15 protein-coding genes, 1 pseudogene and 1 riboswitch are annotated in these 15659 nt (G+C 62.4%); of the genes and pseudogenes, 7 read left to right on the top strand and 9 right to left on the bottom strand.

The window, feature by feature from the left end; all coding sequences use genetic code 11:
* Positions 1–883 precede the first annotated feature (883 nt).
* Positions 884–1123 (bottom strand): hypothetical protein, encoded by a 240-nt coding sequence (locus EKH49_RS02830; protein ID WP_022874873.1) that lies wholly within the window; start codon positions 1121–1123, stop codon positions 884–886.
* Positions 1124–1514: 391 nt separating this feature from the next.
* Positions 1515–1949: an Hsp20/alpha crystallin family protein gene (locus tag EKH49_RS02835; protein WP_128469628.1), complete on the bottom strand. Its 435-nt coding sequence runs from the start codon at positions 1947–1949 to the stop codon at positions 1515–1517.
* Between the two features lie 128 nt (positions 1950–2077).
* Here EKH49_RS02835 and EKH49_RS02840 point away from each other — a divergent pair, with 128 nt between their 5' ends.
* From EKH49_RS02840 to EKH49_RS02850, 3 genes and pseudogenes are all read left to right on the top strand, one after another.
* A complete protein-coding gene (locus EKH49_RS02840) occupies positions 2078–2389 on the top strand; it encodes a MerR family transcriptional regulator (RefSeq protein ID WP_052253536.1) in 312 nt (103 codons plus the stop codon).
* A 112-nt stretch (positions 2390–2501) separates the two neighbouring features.
* A pseudogene (locus tag EKH49_RS02845) lies at positions 2502–3239 on the top strand (IS256 family transposase); the annotation flags it as partial.
* A 343-nt stretch (positions 3240–3582) separates the two neighbouring features.
* Positions 3583–4671 carry an IS110 family transposase gene (locus tag EKH49_RS02850; RefSeq protein WP_128469629.1) on the top strand — a complete coding sequence of 363 codons (1089 nt, stop codon included), beginning with the start codon at positions 3583–3585 and terminating at the stop codon, positions 4669–4671.
* Positions 4672–4711: 40 nt separating this feature from the next.
* On the opposite strand, the gene EKH49_RS02855 is transcribed toward EKH49_RS02850, so the two are convergent.
* The 3 genes from EKH49_RS02855 to purU are packed head-to-tail and all read right to left on the bottom strand — an operon-like array spanning position 4712 to position 6593.
* The gene (locus tag EKH49_RS02855) at positions 4712–5230 is read right to left on the bottom strand and encodes a gamma carbonic anhydrase family protein (protein ID WP_073706575.1); all 519 of its coding nucleotides are present in this window, start codon (positions 5228–5230) and stop codon (positions 4712–4714) included.
* Between the two features lie 53 nt (positions 5231–5283).
* On the bottom strand, positions 5284–5748 hold the full coding sequence (locus EKH49_RS02860; protein ID WP_128469630.1) for a hypothetical protein: 465 nt from the start codon (positions 5746–5748) through the stop codon (positions 5284–5286).
* A gap of 2 nt (positions 5749–5750) precedes the next feature.
* Positions 5751–6593 carry a formyltetrahydrofolate deformylase gene (gene purU / locus EKH49_RS02865; protein WP_128469631.1) on the bottom strand — a complete coding sequence of 281 codons (843 nt, stop codon included), beginning with the start codon at positions 6591–6593 and terminating at the stop codon, positions 5751–5753.
* A gap of 392 nt (positions 6594–6985) precedes the next feature.
* On the opposite strand from purU, the gene EKH49_RS02870 reads away from it, so the two are divergent.
* Positions 6986–8662: a hypothetical protein gene (locus EKH49_RS02870; protein ID WP_128469632.1), complete on the top strand. Its 1677-nt coding sequence runs from the start codon at positions 6986–6988 to the stop codon at positions 8660–8662.
* A 9-nt stretch (positions 8663–8671) separates the two neighbouring features.
* Here the strand turns inward: EKH49_RS02870 and EKH49_RS02875 are convergent, their stop codons facing one another.
* A complete protein-coding gene (locus tag EKH49_RS02875) occupies positions 8672–9706 on the bottom strand; it encodes a flavin-containing monooxygenase (RefSeq protein ID WP_128469633.1) in 1035 nt (344 codons plus the stop codon).
* Between the two features lie 53 nt (positions 9707–9759).
* A riboswitch (ZMP/ZTP riboswitch) is annotated at positions 9760–9836 on the top strand.
* Positions 9837–9873: 37 nt separating this feature from the next.
* On the opposite strand from EKH49_RS02875, the gene EKH49_RS02880 reads away from it, so the two are divergent.
* Positions 9874–10734, top strand: a complete 861-nt coding sequence (locus tag EKH49_RS02880) for a bifunctional methylenetetrahydrofolate dehydrogenase/methenyltetrahydrofolate cyclohydrolase (protein WP_121866296.1) — start codon at positions 9874–9876, stop codon at positions 10732–10734.
* Positions 10735–10989: 255 nt separating this feature from the next.
* On the opposite strand, the gene EKH49_RS02885 is transcribed toward EKH49_RS02880, so the two are convergent.
* Complete coding sequence (locus EKH49_RS02885) at positions 10990–12378, bottom strand: MFS transporter (protein WP_128469634.1); 1389 nt, start codon at positions 12376–12378, stop codon at positions 10990–10992.
* A gap of 138 nt (positions 12379–12516) precedes the next feature.
* Between EKH49_RS02885 and EKH49_RS02890 the strand changes: the two genes are divergently transcribed.
* Positions 12517–13407 (top strand): LysR family transcriptional regulator, encoded by an 891-nt coding sequence (locus EKH49_RS02890; protein WP_269088421.1) that lies wholly within the window; start codon positions 12517–12519, stop codon positions 13405–13407.
* 32 nt (positions 13408–13439) lie between these two features.
* The gene (locus tag EKH49_RS02895; RefSeq protein WP_128469636.1) at positions 13440–13796 is read left to right on the top strand and encodes a VOC family protein; all 357 of its coding nucleotides are present in this window, start codon (positions 13440–13442) and stop codon (positions 13794–13796) included.
* Here the strand turns inward: EKH49_RS02895 and EKH49_RS02900 are convergent.
* On the bottom strand, positions 13744–14400 hold the full coding sequence (locus EKH49_RS02900) for a response regulator (protein ID WP_128469637.1): 657 nt from the start codon (positions 14398–14400) through the stop codon (positions 13744–13746). The two genes, EKH49_RS02895 and EKH49_RS02900, sit on opposite strands and share 53 nt — an antisense overlap.
* Entirely contained in the window at positions 14397–15551 is a 1155-nt protein-coding gene (locus EKH49_RS02905) for a sensor histidine kinase (protein ID WP_128469638.1), read from the bottom strand. Before EKH49_RS02905 ends, EKH49_RS02900 begins: the two co-directional genes overlap by 4 nt.
* Between the last annotated feature and the right edge of the window lie 108 nt (positions 15552–15659).

Below are 15659 nucleotides of genomic sequence, written 5' to 3' on the forward strand. Positions count from 1 at the left end.
CGAGCACGCCGTCAGATTCCGGGGCAGGATGGTGTGGGCCGGAGGAACGGCCAGTATCCTATACTGAGGCACAACGGCAGTCTGATGACAGTGCGACGTCCATCTGCTCTGAGCAGGCACATCCACGTCAGGAGTTCCCCAGCCGAGACCGCCGAAAATCCTTCGCCCTGGCGCCATGGCTGAAGCGGAAATTCATGCCAAGAACCTCTGTCTGGTACTGGTCTTAGCCGCCGGTCGCAACTAACATTTACCGGCTCCGACGATAAGCAGGGTCTTTGCATGTCAGAAACGCCGTTTAAAACCAAAATAGGTCGAAGGGCTCAAGGTCCCGTTGTTGCTATGGCAATTATCGGATACGCGCGAGTAAGCCGGCACCAGGGGACCCCAACGCCGCAGGAAGCCAAGATGCGTGCCGCTGGCGCGGAAAAGGTGCTTACCGAGCGCGGGGAATCGAGCCACATCGCCAGCCGGTCGCGATGGGAAGCATGACTGAGATACATGAGGGCCGATAGCAGGCTCGTGATCTGGGCACATCGGATAGCCGGCACCGAACGTACCCTTGAAACGCTCCGCGAGCTGGGAAACGCGGATTAATGCACTCAGTCTCGCCCAACCGCTCCCCGACATCGCGGCGCACACGCCTTTGGGCGATGCCGCAGCAGGGGCACTGACCATGCTGATTCATTTGCGCGTGCTCCACGGTCCGCGAGAACATTCGCAGGATCGCGGAGCACGCGCTGCAGCGGGCCGCCGGTTCGATGACCTATATTCGATCAGTCTCCTAAACACGGTACCTAGCCTCGAAACGCCTATTCCAACACTCGAAGGTCGACGATCAACAGGCAGATAGGTGAATAGTGTGCGGTGGCGGAATGTCTGGGTGTTATTGAGGCCCCTCCCGGGGTTGGGAACCATACAGTGAGTCGTTGACTTGATCGATCATTTCTTGAATCGCGTGGACTTTGCTCTGCCAGTACTTGTTGTTCTCGCGAGCTTGCGGTCCTTCTGCTTCTTCGTTCAACTCAAGAAGCTCGCTGAAATGGTCTCGGTAGGCGCACAGCGCAGCATTGAGAACTTCGATTTGCTCGTCATTGAGGTGGACGTTGAGCAATGATTCACGCATGGTGCTGATCCTTTCGTTGCCAGGGTGCGTCCGGTGCGTTCCGGACGCACCCCCGAATCAACCACTCCTTAAAAGTTTCCCCGGGAGTCATCTCTTGTTCGGTGGCGAGCGTGAATACACCCGGACGGGACCCGCCCGACGCACTGAACGTTGAATTGTTCGTACTTCGTTGGTTCCTTCCGGGCACCGCTGACTGGGCCGCGGAACATCCTCGATCGAGGTGCAAAGGTGCGATCGAGGCGGCTGATGCTGACGGGAAGCTGTGGATAGCTCGAGCTCGTATATGGCCAGAAGCAACTCGTCATCAGCGGCCAGCGGATCAAGTTCCGAATCAATGTGGGCAGACATGACACATCATCTCCGCACAGGCCTCCAAGGGGCCTTTCTTGGGTTAACTGGTGATTTCCTTGGGGTTCTTCTTGCCTTGGCCGACCGCGACCTGAATCCGGCGGGGTTTGGCACTATCGGCGACAGCGATGTCGACACGTAGCACGCCATCCACGTAGGTGGCCTGGATACTTTCAGTGTCCAAATGATCCCCAAGGATAAGTTCCCGGGTGAAATGGCCCCAGAGTCGTTCCGAGCCGGCGATGTGCTGGCGGTCTCCTGGTTTGGCGCGTTCAGCGCGGATGGTCAGGATGTTCTTTTCCACTGCCATGTCGATCTGCTCGGCGTCGACCCCTGGCAGGTCGAACTCAGCGTGAAATCCGGTGTCGTCCTTCCAAGCCTCCATTGGCATTGGGTGGACAGGTTCGGAGCTGAGCTGGGTGTTGAAAGCTCGCTGTACCAAGCGGTCGAAATCGCGAAGTACCTCGGTCTGCATCATCTGAACTCATTCCTTTCTGGTGTGACTCTCTAAGATGCTGCAATTCACTTTCCGTTAGATCTATGTCTAACGATGTAGATTTTATAGCATGGGATTCTGAGTTCATGCAAGCCTATTGAAAGTAAAAAATGACAAAAAATTCGCCGCGATCCGTTCCTGTTGCTGGATCGCATTCGATTGCTACCGCTGCCCAGAGTGTGGGAGTGAGTGTGCAAACAGTGCGGTTATATGAGTTGCGTGGTTTGATCACCCCGTCACGTACCAGCGGTGGCACGCGCAGGTATCAAGCCAAGGATTTGGCTCGGTTGCAGCAAATCTCAGAGTTGATTGATCGAGGCGTGAATTTGGCGGGCATTGGCATCATCTTGGAGCTGGAATCTGAAAATGAGGCGTTGCGTAAGGCACTTGCAAAGCAGTCTCATCGGCAAGGCGCGGATTGAATCATCAAGACCGTTGAGGGTCTATGCTTCTCGGCAGGGTGCCGACGAATTCTTGCCTAGGCGCCGCGGAGCCTGAAAGTGCACGTTCTGCTCGAGCACTTGGCAGTGGCCCTTGCTGATCGGCGTCACCGTGGAAGGCATCAAGCACGTGCTGGGCATCTGGGTCACCGAGAACGAGGGCGCGAAGTTCTGGGCGCAAGTCTGCGCGCAATTGGCCAACCGCGGGGTCAAGGACGTGCTGATTGCCTGCTGCGACAGACTGACCGGGTTCCCCGAGGCGATCGAGGCGACCTGGGCGCGGGCAACCGTGCAGACCTGTGTGGTGCACCTGATCAGGGCGGCGAACCGGTTTGTGTCCTACGGTGACCGCAAGGCGGTCAGCAAGCAGTTGAAGACGATTTACACCGCTCCGAGCATCGAAGCCGCGCTGAAATCCTTGGATGATTTCGAGGCCTCCGAGCTGGGAAGGAAGTATCCATCGGCGGTGGCCACCTGGCGCAACGCGTGGGAGCGGTTCACCCCGTTTTTGGAGTTCCCGCCCGAGTTGTGGAAGGTCATTTACACGACGAATGCGATTGAGTCGATGAACTATCAGCTGCGCAAGGTCACCAAGTCCCGAGGCGATTTCCTTATCGATGCGGCGGCGGTGATGATGCTGTGGTTGGCGATCTGCAATATCGAGGACAAGCGGGCAAGAGAGCGGTTCAAGGATGCGAAGAAGAAGGGTCGGACCCCGCGGGCCGGTGCTGGAGCGCATCTGGTGGAAGGGGCTGGGACGAGCGGCTGGAAGCAGGCCTTGCAGCAGTTGGCGATGGCTTACCCGGAACGGATTGAGCCGTATTCGAATTGATTGTTACGAAGCCCTGAATAACGGATGTGACTAGGGGCTTACACAAACTGTGAGTATTGAAGTGGCTGGTCTGGGACTAGCTGGCAGGATAGAAACCAGCCGTCCCACCCCCTGGATGTGGCTCATTACACAACTGACCCGGAAGGTGTCATCAGATTGACTTGTCCATCCACTCGGGGTGGGTCGGCCGGGACCAATCCGGCCCACCACGGTAGCTTCATTAGAAGAATGTCCACCCCTTTTAGGGGCGTGACCCATCACAGTTCTGTTCCGTAGTGACCCTTACCCGGACTGGTACCGGCCGGTCACGGCCAACCACGAAAATCCAGGAAAGGAAAATCCGGTGACCGCCGCATCTATCGTCGCGCATTCTTATCCGTTTGTCGTCGGTGTCGACACTCACGCACGCAATCATGTCTACGCCATCATTGATTCCAGCAACGGCGCCCTACTCGATACTCAGTCCTTTCCGGTGACCATGGCCGGCATCAGCCGAGCCATTAGCTGGGTCGGGAGGCGCACTGAAGGCAACGCAGACACCCTCTGGGTTATCGAAGGAGTTGCGACGTACGGAGCGATCCTTGCCGGCACTGTCGCCGCCCACGGATTCCCCCTCACCGAGGCACCACGCATGAGCAAGAAGCAGAACCGCGGCGTAGGAAAAACCGATGCCTTGGACGCCCACCGCATGGCGATGGCTTCCCTGCCACTACAGGTAAACAAGTTGCGCCATCCACGGTTGCATGAAGGGATCCGGCAAGGATTGCGCATCCTTGTCACGGCACGCAGCTCGATGACGAAAGACCGCACCAGGTCGGTGAACTCCCTCAACGCGCTGGTACGCAGCAACGTCCTAGGGATCGACGCCCGCAGAAAGCTGACCGGAATCCAGATCGCTGAGGTCCGCCGGTGGCGGGAACGCGAAGAAGAACTTTCGCTGAGGATCGCACGGTCTGAAGCGGTACGGCTGGCCAAGCATATTCTGGACTTGGATCAGCAGCTGATGGCCAATGAGCAGCAGCTGGACGAGCTGGTCAAAGCCAGCGAAGCGGCACCCTTGCTGCATGAGACCGGCTTCAAGGCAATCACGGCAGCGAAGTGTTTCGTCGCGTGGTCCCATGAAGGACGAGTGCGTGATGAAGCGGCATTTTCCTGCCTGGCTGGCGTGAATCCAATTCCCGCATCGTCGGGGAACACGACCCGGCACCGGCTTAATCGAGGCGGCGATCGGTCATTGAATTCTGCCCTGCACTTGGCCGCGGTCACGCGCATGACCCATGACGAGGAGACGCGAGCCTATGTTGAAAAGCGCCGGGCTGATGGCAAGACCGATCGCGAGATCCGCCGCTGCATCAAACGCTATCTCGTCCGTCGCATCTTCAAAATCTTCAGTGCTTCAGCAATGGTTGAAGAGGTTTCTGTTTCGGCTTGACAGACATAGAAGAGTCAAACTGACAAGCTCCTTGAAAACTCTAGGCGTTGGCTTCCAGATGCTTGGCAGCCAGAACGAGGTAGTGATCGGCGTTGGTCTTCAAGCCGGCGACTTCCTCTTCGCTCAGCTCGCGGCGGACCTTAGCAGGTACACCGGCAACCAACGAACGCGGCGGAACCTGGGTGCCTTCCAGCACCAGTGCACCAGCGGCAACCAGCGACTGTTCGCCGATGACGGCACCGTTCATGACGGTGGCGCTCATGCCGATCAGGCAGCCATCACCCACGCTGGCACCGTGAACCACTGCCGAGTGGCCCACCGAGATGCCGGCGCCCAGGGTGCAAGGAAAACCTTCATCGGCGTGCAGTACGACGTTGTCCTGCAAGTTGGTGCCTTCGCCCACGCGAATCGGCGCCGAATCGCCGCGCACGGAAACACCGTAGAAGGCGCTGGCACGGTCAGCCAGCTCGACATCGCCGCTCAAGGTGGCGGTAGGGGCTACGAAAACGTCCTGGCCGACCTTCGGGGTCGCGCCGTCAATGGTAATAATGTGCGTCATTTCACCTACTGTAATGGCCAAGCATTGATACGGCGAGTTCACTACCGAAGATCTCAAGTCCGCGAGCGGGCTGCGGCCACCAGTGCACGCTGCCAGTCCCGATTCTCCTCGTCGGCGCGCAACGACAGTCCCAGTTCCCGCGCGGCATCGAGGAGCAGCAGCTGGCTGGCCGGTACCGGTGCGGCGAAAGCCACCTGCGCGAAAGAACCCTCAGGGCCGGAGCGTACCTGCGTCCGATGCACGTCGTGGGCACAGCCTAGCGCACTGTCCGGTTGCGCCCGCCAGAATGAGCGTGCGGTGTCCGCATCTCGGCACAGCGCATAACCGCTGCTTATGGCCAGCGGAAAAGATAGCGGATCCCAGGCCAACGATTTTTGGTAGCGCGGCCGATGCTGGTCGGGCAGCTGCATAGCCTGGGCGTTCAACGCCTTGCGGCGCTTGCCCGATGACCTGAGCAAGGGCCAGCACGCCGAGGCGGCAATCAGCAGGGCGATGACTGCCAGCGCAGCGTAATCCATGCTTAGGAGAAGACGATGGTGCGCTGGCCGTCAAGCATTACCCGGTGCTCGGCATGCCACTGCACGGCGCGGGTCAGCGTCCGGCCTTCCACGCTGCGCCCCAGCTCAACAAGCTGCTCGGCGGTGCGGGTATGCGAGACGTGGGTGACTTCCTGATCAATGATCGGGCCCTCGTCCAAGTCAGCGGTAACGTAGTGCGCGGTGGCGCCGATCAGCTTCACGCCGCGGGCGTAGGCCTGGTGGTAGGGCTTGGCACCCTTGAAGGACGGCAGGAAGGAGTGGTGGATGTTGATGACTCGGCCTTCCATGCGCTCGCACAGCGAATCCGAGAGGATCTGCATGTAGCGGGCGAGGACCACCAGTTCGATGTCGTGCTTGTCCGCGATGGACAGCAGCTCGGCCTCGGCCTGCGACTTGTTCTCCTTGGTCACCGGCAGGTGCACGAACTCCACACCGTAGAAGTCTGCCATCGGCTTCAAGTCCAGGTGGTTGGAGACGATCACCGGCACGTCGATGGGCAAGGTGCCGGCACGCTGGGCGAACAGCAGGTCGTTGAGCGCATGCCCGGCCTTGGAGCACATGAGCATGGTGCGGGTGCGCTTGGTGCCGTCATCCACGCGCAGCGCCATGTGGAAGTCGTCGCGGATCGGTGCGAGCCCCGCGCGGATTTGCGCCAGCGACTGCTCGGTGGCCACCTCGATGCGCATAAAGAAGGTGCCGGTCTCCGGCGAGAGGAACTGCTGGGACTCGGTGATATTGCAACCGGCACCCAGCAGACCTCCGGAAATGGCGTGGACGATGCCAGGGCGGTCGATGCAAGATAGGGTGACGATGAAATTGTTCATGCATTGAGATTAACCGGCTGGCGCGCTGTACGCACATTCGTCACGGTGGAGTTACATAGTCATGCATCGAGAAAACACAATCACCAGCAGCAATCGCACCCAGAGGCATGCTTGATGCGCCGTCAATGGCATCTTACGAACCGATGATAGGTGCTTGGCAAAGCTATGGCATGATGTCTATAAATTTGGCATATTCACGCTTGGGGAAACACATGGGGTTGTTGCATCGTTTTGCTTCGGTAGTGGGCGCAACAGCCTTGGTTTTCGCCGGGCTCGTGCCTCCGGCGCAGGGTATTATCAGTCCTGCAGACTGCTTTGAACACACGGATGAGACCGCCAGTGTCGTCGTGGGATTATCCTGCAAGAATGTGACGTCGTTGCAGGAACTGCCGATGACGGGCGATATTCAGTGGATCGGCATCGACACCCAGAAGGATCAAGTGCTCGGTGGTCTGGAAGTCCTGGCGGCTAACCCCCAGTTGAAATCGGTTCGGATCAGCAAAGCTCCACAGGAAATCATCCCGGAATTGGCACAGCTGCCAGTGCTGGAATCCCTGTCTCTGACATTCCCCAAGGGGCAGCAGGTGCAACTGGCGGGGCTAGGCCAGCTTTCGGGACTGAAGGAGCTTGAAGTGCTGGCCACGAGTTCAACGGATTACCGGTGGGCCAAGGACCTGTCCAATCTGGAAAAATTGGATGTCGCCAGCTACACCAAGCCGTTCATCGAACTGAAGATCGGTGCCAGTGCGGAAATTGAACCGGTGATAACGGTGGATGGCCGTGTGCTCAGGCCGTGGGAATATACCCGCGAACGAATTCTGGGCCAGATCAGCCCCACCGGATTCACCGCGAATAAAGCCGGATACGCGGGATTGAGGACAGAACTCACCGACTTCGAGGCGGTGATCCCTGGACAGGAAAACCTGAAGTCTGTCAGCTACGCAGCCAGCTGGCACATCGGCGTGCGCGATACCGTCCAGCTTGGCAGGATCTCACTGAATAGGAACCCGTCGCTGGCGGGCCATGATGCGGCGGTAGTCGGCGATTCCTTGCTGGCACCCACGACCAACTACCCATACACTGCCCTGCAGTGGACCCGCAACGGGGAACCAATTCCAGATGCGGTGGGGGAGAGCTACCAGCTGGTGCGCGAGGACACTGATAAAGTCATCGCGCTGAGCTACGAGACGAAGGCGGTTCGTCAAAACGGCGAAGTATGGGTCCCCTCGGTGCAGGGCACGATGAACTATGGTGCCCCAATCGCCGCCACGGTGGCCTCGATTGCCAAACCAACGATCAGCGGCAGCAAAATCGTGGGACACAAGCTCACCGCTTCCCTCGATTCCGCATACTTCCCGGACTTCGCACGCCGTTATCAGTGGCTAGTCGACGGTTTCGAGATTCCGCAGGCTACCGAGAAAACCTATACCCCGCCTCAGTCCTACGCCAATCGCAAGATCTCTGTACGGGTAACAATGCATGCTGCGGATGGAGAATCGGTCTGGCTGCCGACCAGCAGCGCGGTGAAAGTCGCCAAGGGAACCATCACGGTTGCCAAGCCAAAGGTCTCCGGAACGGCAAAAGTCGGTTCGAAACTCACCGCCAACGCCGCTATGCCGGCTCCAGCCGCCCAGTCCACCAAGTACCAGTGGCTGCGCGGCGGCAAGAAGATCAAGGGTGCCACGGCAAAAACATATACGCTCAAACCCGCAGATCTGAACCAACGGATCTCAGTCTCGGTGGCCTATGCCAAGACCAACTACACCACCAAGACCGTGACCAGCACTGCGACAGGGAAGATCGCACCAGCCAAGCTCAAGGTGATGAAGAAGCCGGTGATCAACGGCAAGAAATCCACCGGCAAGACCTTGAAAGCCACGGCAGGCAGCTACAACACTAAAAACGTGAAGATCTCCTACCAATGGACGCGCTCCGGAAAGATCATCCCCAAGGCCACCAAGCCGAACTACAAGGTCGTCAAAGCCGATGCCCGGAAGACCTTAGGCGTGTGGGTGACGGCCTCGAAACCCGGCTACACCACCGTGGTCACCAAGGTCAGCAAGAAGTAACTCTGCAGGCTATACCGCCACCGCGGACAGGAATTTGCTGGCCGCCAGCGCGGCCTTTCTCCCGGCCCGGGTAGCACCCAAAGTTGAAGCCGATGCGCCATAGCCGACGAAGAACAGCCCGGGCACTTCAACCGCTGCCACCCCGTCCTCCAGCAGGATGCCACCGGCCGCGGTGTGCAGCTTCAAATCGCGCAAATGCCGGTGGGCATGGCGGAATCCGGTGGCCCACAAGATCGCATCGATCTTCTCGCGCGACCCGTCGGTGAAGACCACCGCATCGGATTCCAGATGCTCGATCTTCCCGCGCGAGACCAGCGCGCCGGATTCGATCCCCGCACGCATCGCCGGCGTGAGCAGCAGCCCGGTGGTACCCACCACTGATTTCGGAGGCAGCCCCGCACTGGTGCGCTCGTTGACCTGGCGTTCCACCTCCAGCCCCCATTCGGCGCCGGTGGGCTCTTCGCGCCAGTCCGGGGCGCTGCGCGTGGACCACAGGGTATCCACCCCGGCAGCGCGCAGCTGCACGATGAACTGGGTGGCGCTGGCTCCGGCCCCGACCACCAGGACGCGCTGCCCGGCGAACTGCTGCGGGGAGCGGAAACCGTTGGTGTGCACCTGCGGGCCGTCGAACTGCCCGGGGTAGAGCGGCCAGAACGGGTTGGTCCAGGTGCCGGTGGCGTTGATAATGGTCCGTGCCCGGTACTCGGCATCGGCGTGCACCACGAAGTTCTCGCCGTCCCTCGTCACCGAGGTCACCGGTGCGCCGTGGCGGACCGGCAACGCGAAACGACGCTCGTATTCCGCATAGTACTCGGAGACCACTTGGGAGGCCGGGCGCGTTGAATCCTGCACCTCAAGCGGGAAATCCGGCAAGGGGTGGATATGGTGCGCGGTGCCCAGGGTCAGGGCATCCCAGCGATGCTGCCACGCCCCGCCGGGTCCCGGGTTCGCATCGAGCACCAGGAAGTCGATGCCGCGCTTGGCCAGATGGTAGGCGGCGGCAAGCCCGGCTTGCCCTGCGCCGATCACGATTGTCGAGTACACAATCAAGGTAACCCTGCACACTTCAAAGTCATTCCCGAGGCCATTTTCGCTACACTGGAGGGCGTGACTGGCGTTAGGTGGGTAACCACCAGGGAGCTAATCGTGCGAGCCGCGCGCCTGGGTTTGCATGCCATCCGCCTGAACAGGGCACCTACGGAAGGATACGCGTGAGCGCACGCATTCTCGACGGCAAGGCCACCGCGGCCGCTATCAAGCAGGAACTGGCCGAACGCGTTGCCGCGCTCAAGGCTGCCGGGCACACCACCGGACTGGGCACCATCCTGGTCGGCAATGACCCGGGCTCGGCCTGGTACGTCGGCGGCAAGCACAAGGACTGCGCCGAGGTGGGCATCGAATCCATCCGCGTGGACCTGCCCGAGGAAACCACCCAGGACGAGCTGCTGGCCAAGGTCAAGGAACTGAATGAGAACCCTGACTGCACCGGCTACATTGTCCAGCTGCCGCTGCCCAAGCACATCGACCAGGACGTGATCCTGGAAGCCATGGACCCGGCCAAGGACGCCGACGGCCTGCACCCGATGAACCTCGGCCGCCTGGTTGCCAACGTCAACCGCCCGATGACCTCCCCGCTGCCGTGCACCCCGCTGGGCTGCGTGGACCTGCTGGCCCGCCACGACATCGACCTGAACGGCAAGCACGTGCTGGTGGTCGGCCGCGGCGTGACCATTGGCCGCCCGGTCGGCCTGCTGCTGACCCGCCGCAGCATCAACGCCACCGTGACCCTGGCGCACACCGGCACCACCAACCTGGACGAGCTGCTGGCGCAGGCCGATGTGGTCATCGCCGCCGCCGGTTCGGCCCACATGATCAAGACCGCCAAGCCCGGAGCGATCCTGCTGGACGTGGGTGTCTCCCGCGTGGACGGCAAGGTCACCGGAGATATCGATCCAGCCCTGTACGAGACCGCCAGCTGGGTTTCGCCCAACCCGGGCGGCGTGGGCCCGATGACCCGCGCAATGCTGCTGAACAACGTGGTCGAAGCCGCCGAGCGCAACGCCGCGAAGTAGATACGAGAAAACCGGCAGCCCAGATGGGCTGCCGGTTTTTGATCCCTGCGGCATCTTGCGCAACGGCACTCGGTGATATCGCTGGAATACTCCCGGGGGAGCATACGGCTACTCCCGCCGGCTGATGCCGCAGGCCCGCAGCCGGCGCTTCCAGCCAAGCGCCGGAGCCGAAACGGTGCTGCGCACCAAACTGAAGTAGGCGCGAACAGAAAAAAGCCCGATGGCCGTGGACCATCGGGCTTTTTTCAGCAGTGCCTAGGCGTCCTGGGTCGCCTTCACCGCATCAGCACGGCGCTTGTCGAAGACCAGCGCGCCGACTTCCTGCTCCGCCTGGTTGCGGAATGACAGATCGATGCCCGAACGGTCGCGGATCATGCTCACCGCGGTGAAGGAAATCGCCACGACGACCAGCAGGTAGACGGCAACCGCGGTGGTTCCGCCGGTGGCCTGCACCAGCGCCTGGGCGATGGTCGGAGCGAACGCGCCGCCGACGATCGCGCCGATCGCGTAGGAGATCGATACGCCGGAGAAGCGGACCGACGCCGGGAACAGCTCGGAGTACAGCGCCGCCTGCGGGCCGTAGGTCAGGCCCAGGCCGATGGAGAACAGGCCGAAGGCCACGTACAGCAGGACCAGCGAGCCCGAGTTCACCAGTGCGAAGACCGGGAACAGGGAAGCGGCAAGGATGATGAAGCCCAGCTGGTAGGTGCGCTTGCGCCCGATCTTGTCGGCCAGGAAGCCGGCCACCAGGGTCATGACCAGCCAGACTGTGGCGCCGAAGGCCACGGCGATCAGCACGTCGGTGCGCTCCAGGCCCACCGGGCCCTCGGGATCGGTGGTGTAGGCCTGGAAGAAGCCGCCGGTGGTCATGTAGCCGGCGGCATTGTTGCCGGCGAAGACCAGGGCCGCGATGATGACCAGCGGCCAATGCTTCTTGAACAGCACCAGGATCGGCACAGCGGTCTGGGCCTTCTGCTCATTGATCTCCTCGAAGACCGGGGACTCGTCCACCGAGCGGCGCACGAAGTAGCCCACGGCGATCAGCACGATCGAGACCAGGAACGGAATGCGCCAGCCCCATTCGAGGAACTGCTCGCCGGGGGAGATCACGCCGGTCATCAGCGCCATGGTGCCCGAGGCCAGCAGCATGCCCAGCGGCACGCCGACCTGCGGGTAGGAACCGGCACGGCCGCGGCCATCGACCGGAGCGTGCTCCACTGCCATCAGCACCGCGCCGCCCCATTCGCCGCCGGCGGAGATGCCCTGCAGGATGCGCAGCAGCAACAGCAGCACCGGTGCCCACAGGCCTGCGGTCTCGAAGGTCGGCAGCACGCCGATCAGCGTGGTGGAAGCACCCATCAGGGCCAGGGTGAGCACCAGCATGGCGCGGCGGCCGATCTTGTCGCCGAAGTGCCCGGCCAAAAACGCGCCCAGCGGACGGAAGAGGAAGGACAGGCCCACCGAGGCGAAGGAGATCAGCAGTGCGATGTCCTGGCCGGCCGGCTCGAAGAACAGCTGGCTGAAGACCAGGCCAGCGGCGGTGGCGTAGATGAAGAAGTCGTACCACTCAACGGTGGTGCCGATGACCGTCGCGAATGCTACGCGACGCTGCGTAGCCTTTCCGGCGTGTGCTGTTGAAGTCATGTGTGCTTCCCTTGCGAGCTGCGATCGAGGCATCGATCACTGGCTGGTGAGTTTTGGGTCACTCCAGTGTGGCACCCCTCATAGGTAAGGTAAACTTCAAATATCTGCAAAACTTCTGAAGGCTGGCTTATGTATTCGATGCGGCATCTGGAAATCATGGCCGAACTGCCCGTCCACGACACCCTGGGTTCGGCGGCCAGCGAATTGAAGATTTCGGAATCCGCCTTGTCGCAGGCCATAACCGCGATCGAGAGGCTCGCCGGGGAGACCCTGTGCCTGCGCCGCAAGGCCCACGGGATCCGGCTCACCGCCTCCGGCCAGCACTTCGCCGCGATGGCCCGCAAGATCCTCGCAGAGGTCGGCGAGCTGCGCGCAACATTTCCGCAAACTGAGGGTGCGCTGCGCGGGCCGGTGCGCTTCGGATGCTTTGCCTCGCTCTCCCCGCACCTGATCCCCGCCACGCTGGAAGGCTTCGACCACCCCGAGGTGCAGCTCGATGTGCGCGTGGGCACCCACGACGAGCTGCTGCCGGCGCTGCGCGAGGGCGAGATCGACGTCGCCTTCGTCTACGACCTGCAGCTGCCCGCCGACATGGACAAGCAGCCGATCTACCAGACCGAGATGCAGGTGGTGCTGCACCCCGAGCACCGGCTGGCCAACCTCGACAGGCCGCTGGAACTTGCGGACCTGGTCAGCGAATCGCTGATCGTCTACGAGTCCGACCCGAGCACCCAGCACCAGATGCAGCTCTTCGCCTCCCAGGGCCTGGTCCCGAAGATCACCGCCTCGGTCCCGCAGATGATCCTGGTCGCCGCGATGGTGGGCCGCGGCCTGGGCTACGGGCTGCTGATGCGCCGCCCGAACAACGCCGAGGTCTCCATCGAGGGCCGCCCGCTGGCCTTCCGCGAGCTCAAGGCGCCCAACTACCCGAACGCGGTCGTCGCAATCACGCCCAAGGGGGTGCAGATCCCTGCCCGCGTGCAGGCGCTGATCGACCACTGCACCTGCGCAATGGCTGAATCCTGGTAGACGCGGAGCAATGCTGCGCGGATAATGGCCACATGATTGGCACATGGCAGGCCATGGTCATCGACTGCGAGGACCCCGATGCACTGGCCGGATTCTATGAACAGCTCCTCGGAATGGTGCGCATCGACAACGAGCCCGACTGGGTCTCCATTGGCGATGCCCCGGATCATCCTGCGCTCGCCTTCCAGGCGGTCAGCCCCTATGTGGCGCCGCAATGGCCGGGGCATGTGCACCCGCAGCAGGCGCATATCGACGTGAAGGTCGCCGACCTGGACCTGGCCGAAGAGCAGGTGCTGCACCTGGGCGCGAAGGCCACCGGCGAAGGCACCAAGACCTTCAGGGTGTACCTGGATCCGCAGGACCACCCGTTCTGCCTGGTGAGCTGGTAGCCCCGTAGGCGATCCTCGCCGCCTGCAGCCTGGTTGACACCCCGAGCTTGGCCAGCACCTGGGAGACATGCGTCTTCACGGTGCTCTGCCCGATGCCCAGGCGCTGCGCCAGCTGCGGGTTGCTCAGCCCCTCGCCGATGCCCTGCAGCACCTCGTGTTCCCGGCCGGTCAGCTCCGGCAGCGCCGCGGCCTCGGGCACCGCCAGCGCCCGGGCCAGGATCCGGGCGGTGACCTGCGGATCCAGCACCGATTCGCCGCGGGCGGCGGCCCGCACGCCCAGGATGATCGCCTGCGGCTGCGCGCTCTTGAGCAAGAACCCGTGCGCGCCGGCCTGCAGCGCGCCGAACAGGTATTCGTCATCATCGAAGGTCGTGAGCACCACGACCCGGTACTTCTCATGCAGCGCCTTCGTGGCCTCGATGCCATCGAGCACCGGCATGCGCAGATCCATCAGGATCACGTCCGGGGACAGGGCCCGGGCCATGGAAATGGCCGAGCGGCCGTCCGCCGCCTCGCCGACGACCTCCAGGTCATCGGCCGCCTGCAGCACCAGCAGGATGCCCATGCGGACGGTGGCATGGTCATCGACGATCAGCACTTTCATTCTTCCTCCGTTGTTTCAGGGAATTCGACGTGCACCGCGAAATCCGCGCCGTTGCGCACCTCGACGTGCCCGCCCAGCGCGGCAACGCGGGTCTTGATGTTCTCCAGCCCGGTCCCGGCACCCGGGGACGAGCCGGCATCCTGCCCCAGCGGGTTGCGTGCGGTGATGGACAGGTTCCGCTCCTGGATGACGCTCAGCTTCAGATCGGTGCCCGGGGCATGCTTGGCATGGTTGACCAGCAGCTCGGCCACCGTGCGGTGCGCGGCGGTGTGCACCGCCGGGGAGAAGCGCTGCGGCCGTGCCACCCGGTACTCCCAGCGCACCGGGCTGCCGAACCCTGCCACCAGCTCGGGTAGGTCCTCGATCCGCGCCTGCAGCGCCGGCCCGCCAGAATGCAGCATCCGCACCATTTCGGCCATGTCCTCCAGCCCGGACACCGACTCGTCGCGGATGCTCTGCAGCGGAGCGCGCACCGTTTCCGGCGCCGAGGGCAGCAGCGCGCCGGACAGCAGGGCGATCGACGAGAACCTGGCCGAAAGCACGTCATGCATTTCCCGCGCCAAGGCGGTGCGCTCTTCGACCCGCGAGAACTCGTGCTCCGCCACCAGCTGGTCCTCGCGGGCCGCCGCCGCTGACTGCACCGCCTGGACCCGCTGGGCCTCGGCGGTGGCCAGGTCCTTGGCCGTGCGCACATTCTGCGCCCAGAGCATCGGGGTGAACAGGATGAAGCCGGCCATGAACAGGCTCAGCACCACCTGTTGCGGATCACCGCTGCCCAGCCAGGCGGCGATGCCCAGCACGATGGCGGCCAGGCACAGCAGCGCGAAGGCCGCCGTCCGGAGCCTCGATGAGCCGAGCAGGAACAGGCCGAAGACGCACTCGAAGAGCAGGAAATACCCGCCGATGCTGCCCACCGCCAGCAGGCCGGCACCGCACAGCAGCACGATCAGCGTGCTGGCGAGCAGGAACCGGCGGCGCACCAGCACGGCGGCCAGGCCGATCAGCAGCAGCACAATCCACTCGTAGCCGCCGATCGCGACCCATGGCGGGTTGGTCAGCCCGGACAGATGCAGGATCACGGTCAGCACCAGATAGGTGCCGACGACCTCGGGCTCCTTGTCGCCGCTGCCCATCCGCCGAATGAAGTTCATGCTTCCAGCATCCCCGACGCCCTGCCCGCCGGGTATCCCCCTTAAGGAGGAGAAAGCGCAGACCACTGGCCGATACCGCATTGCGGCAAGGCACGGAAAAGTGGAAAC

Origin of the sequence: Glutamicibacter sp. HZAU, from assembly GCF_004100365.1 — a bacterium.
GTDB lineage: Bacteria > Actinomycetota > Actinomycetes > Actinomycetales > Micrococcaceae > Glutamicibacter > Glutamicibacter nicotianae.

What these genes read in the sequence shown, in the direction of transcription:
- EKH49_RS02870 (WP_128469632.1), top strand. Translation starts at nt 6,986, where the DNA reads ATGACGGGCGATATTCAGTGGATCGGCATCGACACCCAGAAGGATCAA.
- EKH49_RS02855 (WP_073706575.1), bottom strand. Translation starts at nt 5,230, where the DNA reads ATGACGCACATTATTACCATTGACGGCGCGACCCCGAAGGTCGGCCAG.
- EKH49_RS02905 (WP_128469638.1), bottom strand. Translation starts at nt 15,551, where the DNA reads ATGAACTTCATTCGGCGGATGGGCAGCGGCGACAAGGAGCCCGAGGTC.
- EKH49_RS02895 (WP_128469636.1), top strand. Translation starts at nt 13,440, where the DNA reads ATGATTGGCACATGGCAGGCCATGGTCATCGACTGCGAGGACCCCGAT.
- EKH49_RS02835 (WP_128469628.1), bottom strand. Translation starts at nt 1,949, where the DNA reads ATGATGCAGACCGAGGTACTTCGCGATTTCGACCGCTTGGTACAGCGA.
- EKH49_RS02830 (WP_022874873.1), bottom strand. Translation starts at nt 1,123, where the DNA reads ATGCGTGAATCATTGCTCAACGTCCACCTCAATGACGAGCAAATCGAA.
- EKH49_RS02860 (WP_128469630.1), bottom strand. Translation starts at nt 5,748, where the DNA reads ATGGATTACGCTGCGCTGGCAGTCATCGCCCTGCTGATTGCCGCCTCG.
- EKH49_RS02900 (WP_128469637.1), bottom strand. Translation starts at nt 14,400, where the DNA reads ATGAAAGTGCTGATCGTCGATGACCATGCCACCGTCCGCATGGGCATC.
- EKH49_RS02885 (WP_128469634.1), bottom strand. Translation starts at nt 12,378, where the DNA reads ATGACTTCAACAGCACACGCCGGAAAGGCTACGCAGCGTCGCGTAGCA.
- purU (WP_128469631.1), bottom strand. Translation starts at nt 6,593, where the DNA reads ATGAACAATTTCATCGTCACCCTATCTTGCATCGACCGCCCTGGCATC.
- EKH49_RS02840 (WP_052253536.1), top strand. Translation starts at nt 2,078, where the DNA reads ATGACAAAAAATTCGCCGCGATCCGTTCCTGTTGCTGGATCGCATTCG.
- EKH49_RS02890 (WP_269088421.1), top strand. Translation starts at nt 12,517, where the DNA reads ATGCGGCATCTGGAAATCATGGCCGAACTGCCCGTCCACGACACCCTG.